Raw genomic sequence first — 17,561 nt, forward strand, 5'->3', positions numbered from 1 at the left:
TAATTTTGTACCATATTTGTATCGGGTCTTAATTTACTACAATGTGGTTCTTAAAACGCTTATGATTCTTAATAGTATAAAATGGGATTTAGTAAACTGAAAATACCAAAGGTTTGTGAACAATGTCAGAAACCATTTGAGGCAAAAACAATAACAACTCGTTTTTGCTCGCATTCATGTGCGGATAAAAATAGGAAAGAACAAAAAAAGCGAGAGCTAGAATTACAGAAAAAAGAAAAAGTTTTAGAAAAATATGCAGATAAGATTGCTATTCTGCAACATAGAGAATTAATTTCTGTAAGTGAGGCAGTTGTTTTATTTGGAATTTCAAAAAGTTCTATTCATAGATTGATTAAGCGAAATGTCATTTGTAGTGTGAATTTGGGAGAACGACTTACGAGAATAAATAAAACAGAATTAGAAAAACTTTTATCTCCAATTATTATAAATGAAAATGATAAACAAGAAAAAGAACTTCCTAAAAAATATAAAAAAGAAGATTGCTATACGCTTTCGCAAGTGAGTGAAAAGTTTGCAGCAAATCCTTCGACAGTAAATAGCATCATAGAAAGATTTAATATTCCTAAGGAAAAAATAGGGAAATTTGTATATGTTCCAAAGGTTGAAATTGATAAAATATTTATTAGACAATGAAAGTAAAACCCACAAAATGTACAGTAAGACTTCGTAAGGCAGAATTTAAGAAAGAATGGTATGTTTACGTGGAGTCTTACCCTGTTTATGAAGCAAATGAAGAAACACCTAAAAGAGTCAGAGAATATCTCAATAGAAGTGTTAGTTCTGTAGTTTTTGACAAAACTCGCTCAGCAAAAACTGATGATAAAGGAAATGTTTCCTATAAACCCAAACGAGATGAAAATGGAGTAATCATTTGTAAAAGTGATTTAGATAAAGAGACAATGTTATTTGCGGATGCAATTCGTAGAAAATTACAAAAAGAATATGATGAGCAAATTTTATTAGGAGATAATCAACAATTAAAACAGAAAGAATTATTAGAAGAAAATTTTATTTCATATTGTGAAGAGCTATTGAAGAAAAAACATAAGAATAGTTCAGACTCCATTCGTGTAAATTGGAAAAGGGTAATAAGATTTCTAAAATTGTTTTCAGGAGAAGAAGTGAAATTTGCACAGATTGACATGAAATTTTCAGAGGATTTTAAAAATTTCTTATTATCTGCTCCTTGTGGGGGGAATAAGAAAGGAACTATATCTGTCAATACCTCTGCAACATATTTTTCTATTTTCAAAGCTATTTTAAAACAAGCTTTTATTGATGGATATTTTTTATCAGATTTATCAGGAAAAATAAAAGGTATTGCCGATAGAGAGTCAAGAAGAGAATATCTTTCAGAGGAAGAACTAAATATTTTGGCACAAACAGATTGTGATAATGATGTTTTGAAACGAGCTTCACTTTTCTCTGCTCTTACAGGATTAAGACATTCAGATATTCAAAAAATGAAATGGAAGGAAGTTATAGAAGATAATGATAAAATAGAACTCCACTTTACTCAGAAGAAAACTAAAGGAGTAGAATATAAACCCATTTCGAAACAGGCCTTAAAATTATGTGGAGAGAGAAGAAACTTAGAGGATTTAGTTTTTGAAAATTTACCTGATCCTTCTTGGATTTCTCGCCCTTTGAAAAAGTGGATTGCAAAAGCAGGTATTCACAAAAATATTACTTTTCATTGTTTTAGACACACATTTGCTACCTTACAATTAGCTAATGGTACAGATATTTACACGGTAAGCAAAATGTTGGGGCATACAAATGTAAATACAACACAAATCTATGCAAAAGTAATTGATGAAAATAAAATAAAAGCAGCAGAAGTTATTAAGTTGAATTTTTAATTGTAAAACTATTAATATGATACAAGAAAGATATTTAATTTGGGGATCAAGAGAATTAGCGATTATTATAGTTATGTTAATAGAGATAATAATACCTTTTATGATGAAATTTGAAGTTTATGAAACTAAAACGATTGTTACAATGATTATGATTACAATTATATTGTTAGTAATTTTTATTTATTGTAATCTTCAGTTACTTCTGATGGAAATTTCATACTTTATTAAAAATAAAATAAACTCTAAAAAAGTTATAAATATTAATACATTACTTTATAAAACAAAAGATACTATTCCAGCTAATATTATCCCTGCTAATACAGTTTTTCCTGATAGTATCCCTGTAAATACGGCTTCTTCAGATATAATTAATGATAATATAAATGATGTTAGCATAAGAAAAGCACAAAACAAAAAACGCAAATTTGATATTGCTAAAGAATATATAACAGAAACTTTTTCTCCATATTGTTCAAATGAAGAAGTTGAGAATATTTGTGCTGCTATAATAGATTATTCTAAAGGGGAGACTGATTTTTCAAAATATCCATCAGTAGAAATTAAGGGACTAAATAATCTTGATTTATATCATTTTGCTTGGAGTATTTGGAATCACTTTAGAGTTGGGAAACAAGATGTGATTGTCAAATTTTTGAAGGTAATTTTTAAGCAAAAATTATTAGATGTTGATGTGAAAACAATAAAAAGTCATTTGAGAGATGATGAAAACAAAGGATTAGTTAAAATCAAAGAAGATTTATCTAAACCTAATGAGTAAAAAAAAATAATAAAAAAGAATATTTTTATTGTGTTTTCCTGTGATTCTCTTGTGATTTCTATGTTTTATGTGTTTTTGTGTGTTTTTCTTATCACAAATAAAACACTTATTAAGTTTGCGCCGTGATTTTAAAATATCAAAATTATGAACGCAAACGAAATTTCATTTGAAAATCTGCCTAAAGCAGTTGCTTTTCTATCTCATCAGATAGAAGAATTAAAAACTATTGTAAAAAATAAAGATACAATAGAGATCAATAACAAGAAAAATCCTATAAGTATAGATCAGGCCTGCACAATCATAAAAAAGGCTAAACCTACAGTTTATACTTTAGTCAGAAAGCGACAAATTCCACATTACAAAAATGGAAAAAAGCTCTATTTCTATGAAGATGAACTTTTGGATTGGATTGCTCAAGGGAAAAGAAAGACAATTCAAGAAATAAATGAAATAGCCCATAAAACTGAAAAAAGGTTCAAGTAATTTTAACGTAAAAATGTATTAAGATGGAAGAATTACTTATACCTTACATTCGTGTGGGCACTACTTATTACAAAATTATAGAACGTCCACAAATCTCTGGCGACAAAATCACTTCACTCGTTAAGTGGTCAAGGGAAACTATTATCCAAGATCATGGCAAGAAATATATCTATGATATACCGAAATATGATGGATTTTGCTGTATTCCCAACCATTTGAAATATCAAAAAACAATTAAAAACTTCTACAATATTTATAATGAAATCCCCTATCAGCCAAGCGTTTCAGAGGCTTCGATAAATGATATTCCATTTACCATTTCTTTTATGCAACATATTTTTGGGAATCAAGTAGACTTAGGTCTAGATTATCTGAAAATTTTACTGGAAAATCCTACTCAGATTCTTCCTGTTTTATGTTTGGTAAGCAAGGAAAGAGCTACAGGGAAAACCACTTTTCTAAAATGGATGAAAGAAATTTTTGGAAGAAATATGACTTACATCAAGGGAGATTCTTTTAATAGTCAATTTAATTCTGATTGGGCTTCAATGTTGATTATAGCCCTTGATGAAGTATTTTTTGACCGAAAAGAAATTACCGAACGGTTAAAATATCTCTCGACTACCAATAAAGACAAATTGGAAAACAAAGGAAAAGACAGAGAGGAAATTGACTTTTTTGGAAAATTTATTCTTTGCTCTAATAATGAAGAAAATTTCATACAAATTGATGAGAATGAAATTCGTTTTTGGGTATTAAAAATCAATCCTATAAGGCTTGAAAATACTGAGTTTCTTCAAAATCTAATTACAGAAATTCCTTTGTTTTTAAGTTTTTTAATCCATCGGAAATTCTATTCAGAAAAGAAAAGCAGAATGTGGTTTGCTCCCGAAGAAATAAAAACTAAAGCACTTCAAAAACTTATTCTCAAAAATTCAAATAAGTTGGAATGTAAGATGATGGAGCTTCTTTATGAGTTTTTTGAATCAAATGAGGAAACAGAAATAGAAGTTGTTCCTCAGGATATTTTGAATATGCTCAATAGAATGTTCCGTCAGTTACATTATTCTCGAAATGATGTGAGAAATGTACTGAAAGAAAAATGGAATTTGGAACCCCAAAAAAATGGATTAACCTACACCCGTTATGATATTGACTATTCAGGAAATTTTTATCAGAACAATTCTGTGGGAAGGTACTTCAAAATTTCCAAAAATTTTATTCTTGAAAAATACGTTGATTTGTTGAATTAAATCTCAAGCCATTGAAAACTAATTAAATTTTTATTCAACGAAGTACTCAACAAATTTTAAAACATTGAATTTTGTTGAGCTATTGTTGAATAATCATAAACCTATTTTGTTGAATTGTTGAGTTTTTGTTGAGTGTATAAAGCACACTTGATGAGATGGTTACATTCTTTATTCAACAATTCAACGAAAAAACAAATATATTAAACTCAGATAATAACATATGAATTGTAAGCAAGCAAATACTCAGATATCTATTAGAAATGTTTTAGAAAGTTTTTCTCTTTTCCCAAGCAAAGATAATTCTAAGACAGCATTTTATTTTGCTTTTGATAGAGAAGAAAAAACACCCAGTCTCTTTGTCAATTTTGTAAAGAATATTGCTTTTGACTTCGGAACGGGAAAGAAATACGATATAGTCTCATTAGTTCAGGGCATCAAACAATGTTCTGTATCTCAAGCCTTAGAATATTTGTCTCAGTTTAATTTTTCTTTTAAGGAGCAAATGTACAATATAACTAGGGATGGAAGTAAATATGAAATATTATCTATTTCAGAGGTTAAACACTACGCCTTAATTCAATATTTAAAAGAAAGAAGAATTGAAAATAACATTCACTTGCTTAAAGAAATCCATTATAAAATATCTAATAAAAAATATTTTGGAATTGGTTTCAAAAATGATGCTAATGGTTATGAAGTAAGGAATAAATATTCAAAAATTTGTATTGGGAGAAAAGACATTACTACAATAAAAAATAAATCAAACAATCTTCGGATTTTCGAAGGATTTATGGATTATCTTTCTTTTAAACAAATGGAAAAAGCTCTCAAAAAAGCACTATCAGATTATGTGATTTTGAATTCTGTTACAATGATTTTTAAACTTGAAAAAATCATTAAAAGTTATGAGAAAATAGAATTATATTTTGATAATGATGAGGCAGGAAATAGGGCAACAAATGAAGTTAAACGATTAAATCCTTATGTTAAAGATAATAGAATATTATATCAAAACTACAAAGATTTAAATGATTTTATAATGGGCAAAATCTCTTTGCTACGATATTAGTGCAAAAAGTACCCATTGTTTACAAAAAGCGAGGGTGGCTTAATGTAAAATGGGACTTTTTGGTTTTTTCCTATCGTCAAAAACATTCTAAAAACGCTAATAAATAAAAGAATGGAACAAGATTTTTTAACGAATTTCATAACAAAGATTCAACAAGAGCAAGAACAAAAAGATGCAGAAGAAAAAAGGAAAAATCATTTCAAAACTATTGGTAAAAAAGGTGGTTTAGCCAAGAAAAAATCTGCTCTTTTTTCTAAAACAATTTCTGCAAAACTCACTGAAAAAGAATTTGAAATTCTCAGAATAAAAGCAGAAAAACTAAACCTCAAAATCTCTAAATATGTTCGATTAGTTTTAACGGAAAAAGAATTGAAAGTCAATGAATTTAAAACCGATGAAGTGCTTTTATCTTATGGGAATAACTTTAATAGAATTAAGAATCTATTGCGAAATCGTGAGTTTTCAAGTTTAGAGAATAAGGCTGAGATTATGAGAGAGATAGAAGGAGTTACTAAATTGATTTACAATTATTTATACCAAAATAGAGTACGAGATGAATAATTCTGCAACAACAAGACGAATTTCCAAAATCGCTTTACAATACAATGGAAATGATAAAGGCACAGCTGAAATGGTATATTCCAGCAATTTGTTATCCGATACTGCTGAAAATCAATTCCAAGAGATGAAATCGGTAGCAGATCGAAATAAGAATGTAAAGAATTGGGCTTTAACGGGGTATATTTCTCCCGAGAGAAGTGAAGAAAATGAAATCTCTAATGAAGTTTTGGTTGATATTACCCTGAAAGCTCTACAAAAAGTTGGTGTTACAAAAGACAATCAAATTCGACTAGATATTCATAATTCTACAAAACACAAACATATTCATTTTATAGTCAATAGAGTAAATACACATGGAGACAACACAATAAAAGCTCATAAAATAGGAGAATTATTCGGGCAAGCTGTAAGGGAGATTTGTAAGAATATGAATCTTAAAACAGATGTAGAAATCAGCAAAGAAAAGAAAGAGAAAATGCTTGAAAATCTACAAAAATCTCTGGGAAAAGCCTCTAATTTTGATGAATTGATTAGTGAAATGGATAAATTGGGTTACAAAGTAATACTGTCAGAAAATGTAAAAGTAGGCGTTTCAGGAATGCGGATTGTAAAACTTTCTGATATTAATACAGAAACAAAAAGGGAATATTTAGCAGGATACAAACTCTCTGAAATTACTAATAAACTTAAAATGAAAGAAATTAAAAAGATTCTGGAGCTAAATAGTTCAATTCTAAAAAGAGAAAAAGAAGAAATAAACAGACCAAGAAGAAGGTTTTAAACTAAATGTAAATTTTAAAGAATATGAATGCAGAAAAACAAGAAATAGATAATGGTTTAGATTTACTAAACAAAGTCATAAAGAGCAATGAGGATAACATAGAAAAACTAACAGATGTAGTTTTTGTTTATCAAGATATTTTAGATTTAGTAGGTGAGTTTGAAAGCTCAGCTAGTTCACTAAATCATAGAATAAATAATATTGAAACTTCATTTAAAGACATTTCTAAACAAATTGAAAGCACAACAAAATTTATTCCTAAGAGTATTAAAACGGATTTATCTGAAAATACACTTTCAAGATTAGAACATTTCGAGAAGAAATCCAAGTTATTAAAATATTTATTGCTAGGTAGTTTTAGTTGTTTGGGAATAGCAATTATTGTAATGTTTTTATCATTTTATCTTTCTAAGCAATGGTATGATACAAGTATAAAAACCAAAGAAGAAATTAGAAGCCAAATTTTTAAAGAAATGAGATCAGAAGGCAAAGAGTTTTATGATATAGAAGTATTTAATCGATTGAAAATGAATACAGAAATTATCAATAAATGGATTGAGAGAAATCCAAAACAAGGAAACAATTTTTTAAAATTTAAGGAAGGGTATGAAGCGAAGTGATTTTTTTAGTGTATTATCGTTTATAATCATTTATTATTGTACTTCTGCAAAATAATAACACTTTGGACAAAACACCTCTTTAATAGAAAAAGGAGGATATATTGATTTTTATATCAAAATAACCTCAAGGGGAGTAGAACTTACATTTATGGCAAAGACAAAATATGTGATAATTCTAGAATCCTTGCACAACGGAAAAAGCTATTACCTACTCACAGCTTACAGACTAATAACCAAAAGAAAAGTCCGAATGAATACAGCACAGTTATATTTTTTTAATTCTCTGTAGATTCACCTTGTTTATTTTGCCAGTCATTAGTAATCTTACTCCATTTTATTTCTCGCTCTTTCGTACCAGTCCAAACATCCCAATAATCTGGATCATTAGATTGTGGACGCTGTTCATCACGCAATGTGCGCATTTTCACCATAACGGGCAATTCTGATGCCCAACCTAATAGAACAGCATATTGAGAGGGAAGTGATGGTATTTCACGAAGAATTCCTCTCATATTATCTGGCAATAAGCGATGAATCAGTTCTTGATCTCGGTCATTAGATATACGATGCAACAAGAAAGAGTTGCATTGAGATAAAACGGTAGGAGACAATTCAGAAGGTCTTTGTGATGACAAAACAAGTCCTAGTCCGAATTTTCGCCCCTCCCTAGCAATCTTTTCAAATATCTTGCAACATTGAATGTTTGCTCCAAAGTTTTCAGCGTCATCATTATATCGCTTGACAAAATAATGAGCTTCCTCCATAACCAAAACAGTTGGGAGACATTGCTTGTTCAGTTTGAGATAACGCTGTTGTGTTTCAAATACCATACGAGCTATAACGGCTGTAATGATACTAGTTACATCAGAAGGCAGGAGAGATAAATCGATTATCGTCAGCGACTCTTGATTATTAGCCCCTATATAGTTATCTAACCAATCATTTAGCTGGAGAGTATTATTATCAATAACCTTCTTGACACGTACATCTGTCAGTAATGTTTTAATACGAGGCATTAGAGTGACAATATAGTCTGTTGTTCTCAGTATCTCTGCATTAGCCTCTATGGAACGAACAAAATTCTCTCCAGTGAATGGGATAGGACTATCCTCGTCTATGGGTAAAAATTCTTCCTCTTTTCCTCCTGATTCAGAGAAAATATTATTTAATAACTGAATTAGAGTTTCGATTTCTTCTCTTGAATAGGTATAGTCAATAAATCCATTTCCAGAGCGTTGAATGTTAAAATTATTTATCTTATCGTTAAGTGCATTTATTGAGTCTTTTAAACTGTCGGAAAAGTCTTCATCTATATTAAATCCAGCGCACCATTTCATTAAGATCGGATGAAAACCATAGGCTCTTTTTCTTTCAAATGGAGTTCCTTCTTTTACCTCAATTTGAAGGGCTTGAATAATAACACGAGTATAGTTTGCTAGCTCGCGCTCTTTTGTTTGTCTTTCGAAGACATTTCCACTTCTTACCGATTTTAGGGCATGCACAATGGTAGTTCTATGAGTTTTTGGAGATGCCTTAGTAAATCCACACCACTCATCTGTATTCCAAAACCATAAAGGAACTTCTAGTTGTTTATCTGTTTCCCCTTCCACATTAACAGTATAGATATTTGCATTACGCTTATCTGCAAAGGCTTTTCCATACTCTCCATTGGGGTCTAACACTATAAATCGACTATTAACTGTTTCTTTATTTGAGAGTTTCTCCTTTGCACTGTCGATAGACCAACGGATTAATCCTGCTACAGAACAAGATTTTCCACTTCCAGTATTTCCGAGTACGGCAAGATGGCGTCCAAATAAGCGATCAGGATCAATCATAACCTTAGCATCACCCACTAATGGACTATTGCCTATATAGACTCTCCGATTCTCTCCTGATTCTATGATAGAACGTAGCTGTTCATCTGTGGGTAATATGACTATGTCACCAACAGATGGAAAGGACTCAAGACCACGCTTAAACTTATAACCTCCCTCTATAGAACGAAGAGTTCCGACAGGCTGAAGTTCCATTTTTCTTAAAGGAAAGGGCAAGTCAATCAAACCAAAATCTTGAAAACCTCTTCGCTTAGGATAAGGAGAACGTTGAATGGTAATCCATGATATCTGTCCGACAACAAAACCAAGGTCAACGGGTATCATAACATAGCCATTAATATGTGGAAAGTTACGAGGTGTTCCTGCGTTCAAAGCTACACTCTCCGGAGATTCTATGTCAAGTTGAACTTCTATTTTATCAGGAGATATATATTCTACCGTACCTATACGGAGTGAAGCAAGATATTCAATTGGAGTTGTAGACATAAACTATACTATTAAGATTCTGAATTAATAATTTCTTCTGTAGCAGATTCATTTGTAGTTGAGGGTTCTATCTGAGCAGGTATAGTAGGGTTGGCTATATTTGAGGCTACCCCCATACGATTTTGCAGTAGTTCTGTCATCCTAATTGTAGCTCTATCAATAGCAGATTTTGGGAGATAATCTTTTGTAAGATTCGTTATATCTCCTAAATTTGCTCCAATCAATATAGACATCTGATCTTTATGTGCAGACTCAGAATAGAATTTTAAGATTCGTCCTATTGGGTCGTCATACGAAATAATAACTAAGTGAGTTGAAGGAATAGTGAGCATATCGCTAAGAACTCTATTTATATGCTCATCTCCAAACCCATAGCCGTAGGTAACCAGTGTGCTATTAGGTCTACAAATGGAAGCTGCCAAGTCTCGGAAGAGTTCTACATACGGATATTCAGCTGTTTCTCGATCCTTAGCTGAGTTGGGATAAATCATCAACTTCAATGCATCTGCACCCTGTAGTCCTGGAGCCTCCAAATAAGGATTTATGTTGGCTGCTCCAAATGGAAGTCCTATACGGCGAATCTCTCCACCACTTTGCACCCAATCGAGAGATCCATGAAGTTTTGTAATACGTGCTACTCCCTCCAAGTAGCGTGGTTCACCTCTAATTCCTGGAGGATTATAGTGAAGATCTAAATTGAGCCTTGATGAACGAAATATAGGCATAATGGTGCCTACAAACCTATCCATTAGGTGAATGCCAGCCAATTCTGCTCCTACCTCTATCAAGCGGTCATAATTAGTTGTAAATATATTCAACCTCTCTTTATTCCCTGTGCGACTAGCAAAACTTAAGAGAAAGTTAATGAGAGCACGATAAGCATTTTCTCGTTTATCTTCACTAGAAATTGCTATTTCTTTTTCAGAACTTAATAAGGAGGTTGCAAAATTGGTAATGATTGTGTGAAGCTCCTCCTCTAACTTCACTGCATTCTCATCGCCTAGTACTTTTAATCCTCGAAGTAAATCGTTAGCAACTCTAATTTGGTCTTCCATATTACCCTTTTCACGACCACTTGCTTTCGCTGATGCATCTACTGCAGCGCCAATCTCATCTTTATAGTTAGAGAATGTTATATCCTCCATTGTCGTTCCACTCTTTCCATAAGCTAGTAAACTGATTGCAGTTGTTATTCCAGACCCACACAATAGAGACAAATGTTCGGATTGAAAAAGTGAAGTAAGCCAAGGCTCTATACGCGAACGAAAGACACTGTTATTGACAGTCTCACTATTATTAGGAGTCCAGCTACACTTCTCTGGATTTACTACTTTTCCTTTGAGATCAATGAGAATCAATTCACGATCATCACGTGTCTTAATCACATTGCCTTTATTTTTTATAACCTCTTGTGGAGTTTTTGCTTGTTGTTCTTCCATATAAAAATAAAAAAAGTATAGTTTATTAATATGATTTCTATAATGATTATAAGAGAAATTTACTTTGTCTCAAAATCATATTTACTCGTTATCATAGCTCTTAAAGTTCTCCACCTGCTCCATCACCTGGTCAAACACCTCTTTGTTATATTGTGGAGGATAGCCATTTTCATACAGGCAGAAGAATATTTTCTGGTTTAGGTCGGCACGTATTTTACTGTTATTAAGCCAGTCTGTAAAGGTAGACTGAACATCTATCAGTTCTTTAATCTTCTTTGCCAAGTTCTTGCATTTTTCGTTGACAACCAATGCCCCTACCTTCTTGTCCTCGCCATACTCAAAGTTATATTTATCTCTGAGGTGCATCAAGATATCATAGAAAGCCTTTTCCTCAAAGCTCAGTCCTAGACCTCGGAAACTCTCCTTGTCTTCCCCCAACGCATTCAGTAGCTCTAATGCCTGCTTTGTAGCTTCATTAATAATGGCGGTCACAGCCTCATTTTGCGTCACCGTGGCTTCATCGGCAGATAGTGCTTCTCGACGTTTGTGGTATTCATCAAGGGTCTTACGGAGCATTTCTTCATACTTTTCTGCAGCAATCTTATTGGTTTTCTTATATTCCTTGATAGTCTTGCGCAACAGTTTCACAAGTACTTCCAGTTTCGTTGCAGGTAGTTTTACCCCTTCCAGTCGCTCGGTAAACTCTGGACTAAAAATCTGTTCCTCTACGTCAGTGTCTAAAATACTTACTACGGCATTACACTTCAAAGCCTCCTCAACCATCCGTTCAACTGCCTTATTCATACTTTCCACATCGTGTTTCTCACCAGATGTCTTACGCACATAGGACGCCACAGCCATATAACACTGTGACAACGACAGTTCTTCATAACTTAGAACGCCCGATGGCTGACAGATATCGTATGCCGTACGCAGGCTTTTCACGTGTGAGAGAAAGTAGGTCTTGGCACTGACCTTCTGTGGAAGTGCTCTCGCCTTGTGAATATTCTGCATTTCAGTCATTGACATAATATGCTCAGCGGCAGTCGACAAGCACTCAAGGCGCACCAGTGGTTTCACCTCCTTGTCCGTGAAAGGACTAAGGTCGAAGCCTGCAAAGAGCTGGTTAATAACCTCTAATTCTGTACGTAATATCTCTAAAGTCTGCTCCACATCGTCATCACTCGGACCGAAGCCGTTACCACCAAACTGCTTCATAGCTTCCATCATATTTTTGTGTATGCCGATATAATCAATCACATAGCCAAACTCTTTTCCAGGATAGTTACGGTTGACACGACTGATAGTCTGTATCAAGGTCTGTTTCTGCAGAGGCTTGTCATTATAGAGATAGGTCAGGCAAGGAACATCAAAGCCTGTAATCCACATATCCACAACGATTACAATGCGGAAGTTGCTATTCTCGTCCTTAAAGGAATCGTCCAGTAGCCTTGTCCGTGCCTTATCGCCCAGATAGTCCCACATCTCCTTAGGGTCGTTGGCACCACGGGTTGCCACCATAGCGATGGTAGGTAAGGGTGTCAGCCTTAGCAAGTCTTCTTTCGTGAGCTTACTGTCATCTGCTGATTTCCGTTCAACAAACCAGTTGGGGCGCAATGCCTTGAACTTCTGCAACAGTCGGTAGGCTATTGCACGCTTACTACATACAATCATTGCCTTCTGTACGACATTCACCTTGTTGTCGCAGGCTGTTTCGTAATGATTGATGATATCGATCGCCAATCGTCCCAATCGTTCGTCATCACCTAGGATAACTTCCATAGCGCTCATAGCTTTTTTGCTTTTCTCTATATCTTCCTCTGTAGCCCCTTCATCACCACACTGTTTGTAGTAGGCGTCAATTTCTTTTACCTTCTCCATGTCAAGTGTTACCTTTGCAATACGAGGGATATACTTGATGTCACGTGTGATACCATCTTCAACAGCCTGCCGCATTGTATAGCTGTCTACAATTTGTCCGAACACCTGTATGGTATCGTCTATCGGTGTGCCTGTAAAGCCCACGAATGTTGCGTCCGGGAAGGCAGTACGAAGCAATTCAGCATAAGGCTTTGTCACAAAGGCTCCTATTTTTTCTTTATCTTCATCCGTTACGGTTTTTCCCTTCTCAAGATCTTTCACCTTTAGATGTGTATCTAGGTGTACTTGTGTGCGGTGGGCTTCATCTGAGAAGCATACAATGTTATGTCGGGGATTGAGCAGTCCTGTTTCTTCACAGAACTTCTGTATAGTACAGATAAAGAAACCTCCCGACTTACGAGAACTCATTTCTTCTCCAAGTTCTTTTCTATTTTCAATTACCTTGGCTGTACCCAATGAAAGGAATTCTTCTGATTGCAAGAAGAGCTTACCTGCCTGTGTCTGCAAATCCTCACGGTCAACAATCATCACTATGGTTGGTGATTCTAACTCTGGGCAGCGTAAAGAGAGCTGACGCGCCAGAAACATCATAGTATAAGTCTTTCCACAGCCTGTGGCACCAAAGTAAGTACCGCCCTTCCTGTCGTTATTGGCAAAGGCTTTCAGGACATTGTCGCGCAACATACGTGTGGCAAAGAACTGAGGATAGCGGCATACCACCTCTTGTTCCTTTCCTGATTTGGCATCGGGGAAGTAGACATAATCTCGCACAATCTCCAAAAAGCGACTCGGCTCATAGACACCTCCGACGATAGTGCGCACCTGGTCTAACCCTTTCTCTGCTACAAGGTCTTCGTTCTTTATTTTCTTCCAAGCATAGTAATGTTGGTAGGGAGTATAGGTTGTTCCCAGCTTTGTATTGTTCTTCGTAGCATCACTGATACACGACAGCGGGCAATAGCGCAGCAGGTGCGGAATGTCACGCAGATAGCGGGTGTGTATCTGTGTATAGGCGTCAGCAATGGTGGCTTTCTCATCTGCAGGGTTCTTCAGCTCAAAGATACAGAGCGGAATACCATTGACAAAGAGAAGTACGTCGGGAATACGGACATCCGCCTGCAAGCCATAACCCACTTCAAACTGGTTGACCACGCGGAAGATGTTATTCGCAGTCTCATCAAAGTCAACATAGCTGATGTCGAAAGGCTTATTATCTCCGTGCCGTACATAACGGTAGCCGTCACGGATGAGCTTATATGTATTCCGCAACAGCTCGAAGTGGCTTTGTCCGCCGACGTGGCGCAGATGGTTGATAATCTCTTCCACATCGTTATCAGTCAGTTCCTTGTACTGGTCCTTCAGATAGGTACTCAGGTCGTCTGTCAGGAGAACTTCACGTTTTTTACGATGAATATTACCTCCATACGTATATTGCCAGCCTGTGCCGTCGGTCAGCAGGTTAATAAGGGCTTCTTCGTACTCACTTTCGTAGAATTTCGCGTTATGTCTCATTTGTGTTTATTTAAGAATGTATGGCTTTTTGTATCAATGCTGGGCAGAGTGTGCGCATCTGCTCACGGGCTTCTGCCGCAATCCGCTTCGCCTCTTCTATGCAATGATATAGGTTTACAATAGATTGCTGAACATCAAGAGGGGGGAGAGGGATTCTTACACGGCATAGCTCATCCCAATCAAAGGTTTCACGTGCACTGCCCCAAGAATTGAAACGTGAATAACGGTCAAACTCTGTACGACTCAAGAGCATATAAAGGTATTGGGGCTGAAGATATTCTTTACAGCTAAAAACCTCATAAGATGAAGAAACAATAAAGGTCTCTATGGTATCATTAATAGCAAGAGAGATTCTATTTCCATTACGAGAAGTTACTGTAACATAGGCAAACTCAGATGGCTTAATAATTTTGTAAGGTATTAAAGAAACGCCTTCCATATTTGCTTTTGTGTATATAAGTTTCTTTTCAATGCTGATACCTCGTACATCATCAATCGTATATTTCCCCTCGCTATTCCTTTCATCGCAAGACTCAATATACTCCCCCAAAGCCACTTCGTTATATTTTCTTTTACAATCCACAACAAGAGCTTCGCACGCTTGTGTAAGGGGAGCAATAAGGGCTTCATTGTCCTCTGCAAACGACTTTAAGCCATTATAGGTGTTTACCAATTCACGCTGAATGGAAATTGAGGGAAGAGGGATTTGTACACGGCACATTTCATCCCACCCAAAAAATTCATGTGCACTTCCTTTTGAGGCATATCGTGCATAACGGTCAAACTCTGAACGTGAAAAATACAACCAAAGAAAATATGGATTGATAATATTCTCGTCTTTTACTCTAAAAACACAATATGCAGATGAAACCGTACAATCTGGTCCAACGCGGTATGCAATAGAGATTTTTTCTCCATTTCGAGTTGTCGCTCTATTATAAGCAAAGTATCCTGTACGTACAATTTTATCAGCTTTTGAATTTATAGAAACTTGCTTAGGTTCTTGAAACACCTTTGTGTTAGCAATACCTTGTGAAAGAGTTATAGCTAAATCTGAGTTTCTTTCATCTATTTCTTCAATATAATCCCCCAGCCTTACCCATTTGGTCTTATTCGCACTCATATCCCAACTGTTTTAAAGCGTTACGCAAGGTTATGTCATTCTTCTGCTGGCGATGCAAGAGGTCTTTGACGGTAGCAGCGGTATCGGTAAGCACTTGATGATAGTCGATATTACTGTCACGGTCTACAAACTCGATATAACGGCTTGGCACCAGCGAGAAGTCGTTTTTGCGCAGTTCGTCAAGCCCAACAGAGCGGTAAAGCTCTGGTTCGGCAAAGTTCTTGCCATCTGTTCCTTCACTCTGCCATCGGAAATAGATGTTCGTGGCACGCTCTACCTGCTCTTTTACAAGCTGCACTTTCTTCTTCTGCTCGTTCTTGATGGCATTCTCGTTCCACTGGCGCAAGTCCATAAAGAGAATTTCTCCCTCACGGTTGCGCAGTTTTCGGTCGTGCCACTTTCCGCCTTTCTTATTTTGGTTGAGAATCCAAAGTGTCACGGAGATATCCGTGGTATAGAAGAGCTCACGTGGAAGGACGATAATCGCTTCGACTTTATCTTTTTCAATAAGTTTCTTTCTGATTTCCGCAGCATCGCTATCACCCAAAGCACCATTGGCAAGGAGGAATCCTGCTACACCACGTCCCGCCTTTAGCTTGGAGAGGATATGCAGAATCCAAGCATAATTGGCATTGCCCTCAGGTGGTAAGCCATAGTCAGCCCAGCGTGCGTCGTGGCTCAAGGACGTGTCATACCACTTCTTAAGATTGAAGGGCGGATTAGCCATTATATAGTCGAACACCAGTCCACGGTGCATATCATTGGTAAAGGTTGAGGCGTTCTTCTCGCCCAGATGATGAGAGATGCCACGCATAGCCAGATTCATCTTTGCCAGACGATAGGTGGCAGGGTCGGTTTCCTGTCCATAGACATTGACCTGCATAATATCGCCCTGCTTCTCCTCGACATACTTAGCACACTGCACGAACATACCGCCCGAACCGCAGCAAGGATCGTAGAGTGTACCATTGAAAGGCTCAATGAAGGCTGCTATCAGCTCAACAATATCGTGAGGGGTATAGAACTCGCCTTCCTCCTTCGTTGCATTGATGGCAAACGACTTCAGGAAGTATTCGTACACACGTCCGATAAGGTCGCGTTCTGTTCCGAAAACCTTATGAGAAATCTTGTTCACCTCGTCCATTACCTTCTTGATAACATTTGCTTCGAGATTGATACTACTGAAGAGTCCCAACCGCACACAACCTTTCAGTGAGCCTCCACCATTCTCCAGTGCCTGCAAAGCATCGTCGAGAGCACCGTTGAGCTTGTTGGCAGGCTGCAACATCAGATAGTCCCAGCGTGCCTCACGAGGAACGAAGGCGATACCGCTGTACATTCCGGGCTGATCGAGATAGGCCTGTATCATCTCCTCATCGGTCAGTCCGTTGTCAATACATTGTTGGCGAAGCTTCTGCTGTTCGTCTTCGAACTTCTCACCAATGAAGCGCAGGAAGACCAGCGTAAGCAGTAAGTCACGCTTGTCATTGAGAGAAGCGTTACTGCGGAGGTATTCACGACAGTTGAACAATATTGTTTCAAGGTTCAGCGAACCCGTTTCCTGTGTTTTCTTTTTCTTTGCCATAATCAGTTTTTAGATTGCTGTTTCCTTACTGGAAGTAATAAGAAGTCGTACTTCAACATCTAATATTTGAGCTATCTCGTATAGGTTGTCCAATGTTGACTGAACCTTATTCGAACACCATATTGAAACTGTATTTTCCGATTTTCCAAGCTGTTCTGCTAGCCATTTACTTGTACGCTGTTTCTCTACTAACATTATTTTAATTCTATTGATTGCCATTATATGATGGATTTAACAATATAAAACAATACTTATAACAGTGCAAAGAT

General features: G+C 35.9%; 15 protein-coding genes. 9 read left to right on the top strand and 6 right to left on the bottom strand.

Going from position 1 to position 17,561, the window contains the following annotated elements:
* Positions 1–81 precede the first annotated feature (81 nt).
* The 9 genes from C3V44_RS02910 (at position 82) to C3V44_RS02950 (ending at position 7,428) form a co-directional block, all read left to right on the top strand.
* Positions 82–654: an AlpA family transcriptional regulator gene (locus tag C3V44_RS02910; RefSeq protein WP_009411836.1), complete on the top strand. Its 573-nt coding sequence runs from the start codon at positions 82–84 to the stop codon at positions 652–654.
* Complete coding sequence (locus tag C3V44_RS02915) at positions 651–1,883, top strand: site-specific integrase (RefSeq protein ID WP_106095457.1); 1,233 nt, start codon at positions 651–653, stop codon at positions 1,881–1,883. The genes C3V44_RS02910 and C3V44_RS02915 overlap by 4 nt, the downstream gene beginning before the upstream one ends.
* 16 nt (positions 1,884–1,899) lie before the next feature.
* A complete protein-coding gene (locus C3V44_RS02920; RefSeq protein ID WP_254425457.1) occupies positions 1,900–2,661 on the top strand; it encodes a hypothetical protein in 762 nt (253 codons plus the stop codon).
* Positions 2,662–2,805: 144 nt separating this feature from the next.
* Positions 2,806–3,144 (top strand): helix-turn-helix domain-containing protein, encoded by a 339-nt coding sequence (locus tag C3V44_RS02925; RefSeq protein ID WP_106095459.1) that lies wholly within the window; start codon positions 2,806–2,808, stop codon positions 3,142–3,144.
* A gap of 23 nt (positions 3,145–3,167) precedes the next feature.
* Entirely contained in the window at positions 3,168–4,397 is a 1,230-nt protein-coding gene (locus C3V44_RS02930; RefSeq protein WP_106095460.1) for a primase-helicase family protein, read from the top strand.
* A 220-nt stretch (positions 4,398–4,617) separates the two neighbouring features.
* On the top strand, positions 4,618–5,466 hold the full coding sequence (locus tag C3V44_RS02935) for a toprim domain-containing protein (RefSeq protein WP_106095461.1): 849 nt from the start codon (positions 4,618–4,620) through the stop codon (positions 5,464–5,466).
* Positions 5,467–5,577: 111 nt separating this feature from the next.
* Positions 5,578–6,027 (top strand): special sigma factor, encoded by a 450-nt coding sequence (locus C3V44_RS02940; RefSeq protein ID WP_106095462.1) that lies wholly within the window; start codon positions 5,578–5,580, stop codon positions 6,025–6,027.
* Positions 6,020–6,808, top strand: a complete 789-nt coding sequence (locus tag C3V44_RS02945; protein WP_106095463.1) for a relaxase/mobilization nuclease domain-containing protein — start codon at positions 6,020–6,022, stop codon at positions 6,806–6,808. The genes C3V44_RS02940 and C3V44_RS02945 overlap by 8 nt, the downstream gene beginning before the upstream one ends.
* A gap of 23 nt (positions 6,809–6,831) precedes the next feature.
* Positions 6,832–7,428 carry a hypothetical protein gene (locus C3V44_RS02950; RefSeq protein WP_106095464.1) on the top strand — a complete coding sequence of 199 codons (597 nt, stop codon included), beginning with the start codon at positions 6,832–6,834 and terminating at the stop codon, positions 7,426–7,428.
* A gap of 275 nt (positions 7,429–7,703) precedes the next feature.
* Here C3V44_RS02950 and C3V44_RS02955 read toward each other — a convergent pair whose 3' ends face one another.
* From C3V44_RS02955 to C3V44_RS02980, 6 genes are all read right to left on the bottom strand, one after another.
* On the bottom strand, positions 7,704–9,752 hold the full coding sequence (locus C3V44_RS02955) for an ATP-binding protein (protein WP_106095465.1): 2,049 nt from the start codon (positions 9,750–9,752) through the stop codon (positions 7,704–7,706).
* A gap of 11 nt (positions 9,753–9,763) precedes the next feature.
* Entirely contained in the window at positions 9,764–11,191 is a 1,428-nt protein-coding gene (locus C3V44_RS02960; RefSeq protein ID WP_106095466.1) for an SIR2 family protein, read from the bottom strand.
* An 81-nt stretch (positions 11,192–11,272) separates the two neighbouring features.
* Positions 11,273–14,584 carry a type I restriction endonuclease subunit R gene (locus tag C3V44_RS02965; protein ID WP_106095467.1) on the bottom strand — a complete coding sequence of 1,104 codons (3,312 nt, stop codon included), beginning with the start codon at positions 14,582–14,584 and terminating at the stop codon, positions 11,273–11,275.
* Positions 14,585–14,594: 10 nt separating this feature from the next.
* Entirely contained in the window at positions 14,595–15,707 is a 1,113-nt protein-coding gene (locus tag C3V44_RS02970) for a restriction endonuclease subunit S (protein WP_106095468.1), read from the bottom strand.
* Positions 15,694–17,292, bottom strand: a complete 1,599-nt coding sequence (locus tag C3V44_RS02975; RefSeq protein ID WP_106095469.1) for an N-6 DNA methylase — start codon at positions 17,290–17,292, stop codon at positions 15,694–15,696. The genes C3V44_RS02970 and C3V44_RS02975 overlap by 14 nt, the downstream gene beginning before the upstream one ends.
* A gap of 9 nt (positions 17,293–17,301) precedes the next feature.
* Positions 17,302–17,511, bottom strand: coding sequence for a helix-turn-helix transcriptional regulator (locus tag C3V44_RS02980; protein ID WP_106095470.1), 210 nt, complete (start codon positions 17,509–17,511; stop codon positions 17,302–17,304).
* Positions 17,512–17,561 lie beyond the last annotated feature (50 nt).

Origin of the sequence: Capnocytophaga sp. oral taxon 864, from assembly GCF_002998835.1 — a bacterium.
In the GTDB taxonomy this organism is placed as follows: Bacteria; Bacteroidota; Bacteroidia; order Flavobacteriales; family Flavobacteriaceae; genus Capnocytophaga; species Capnocytophaga ochracea.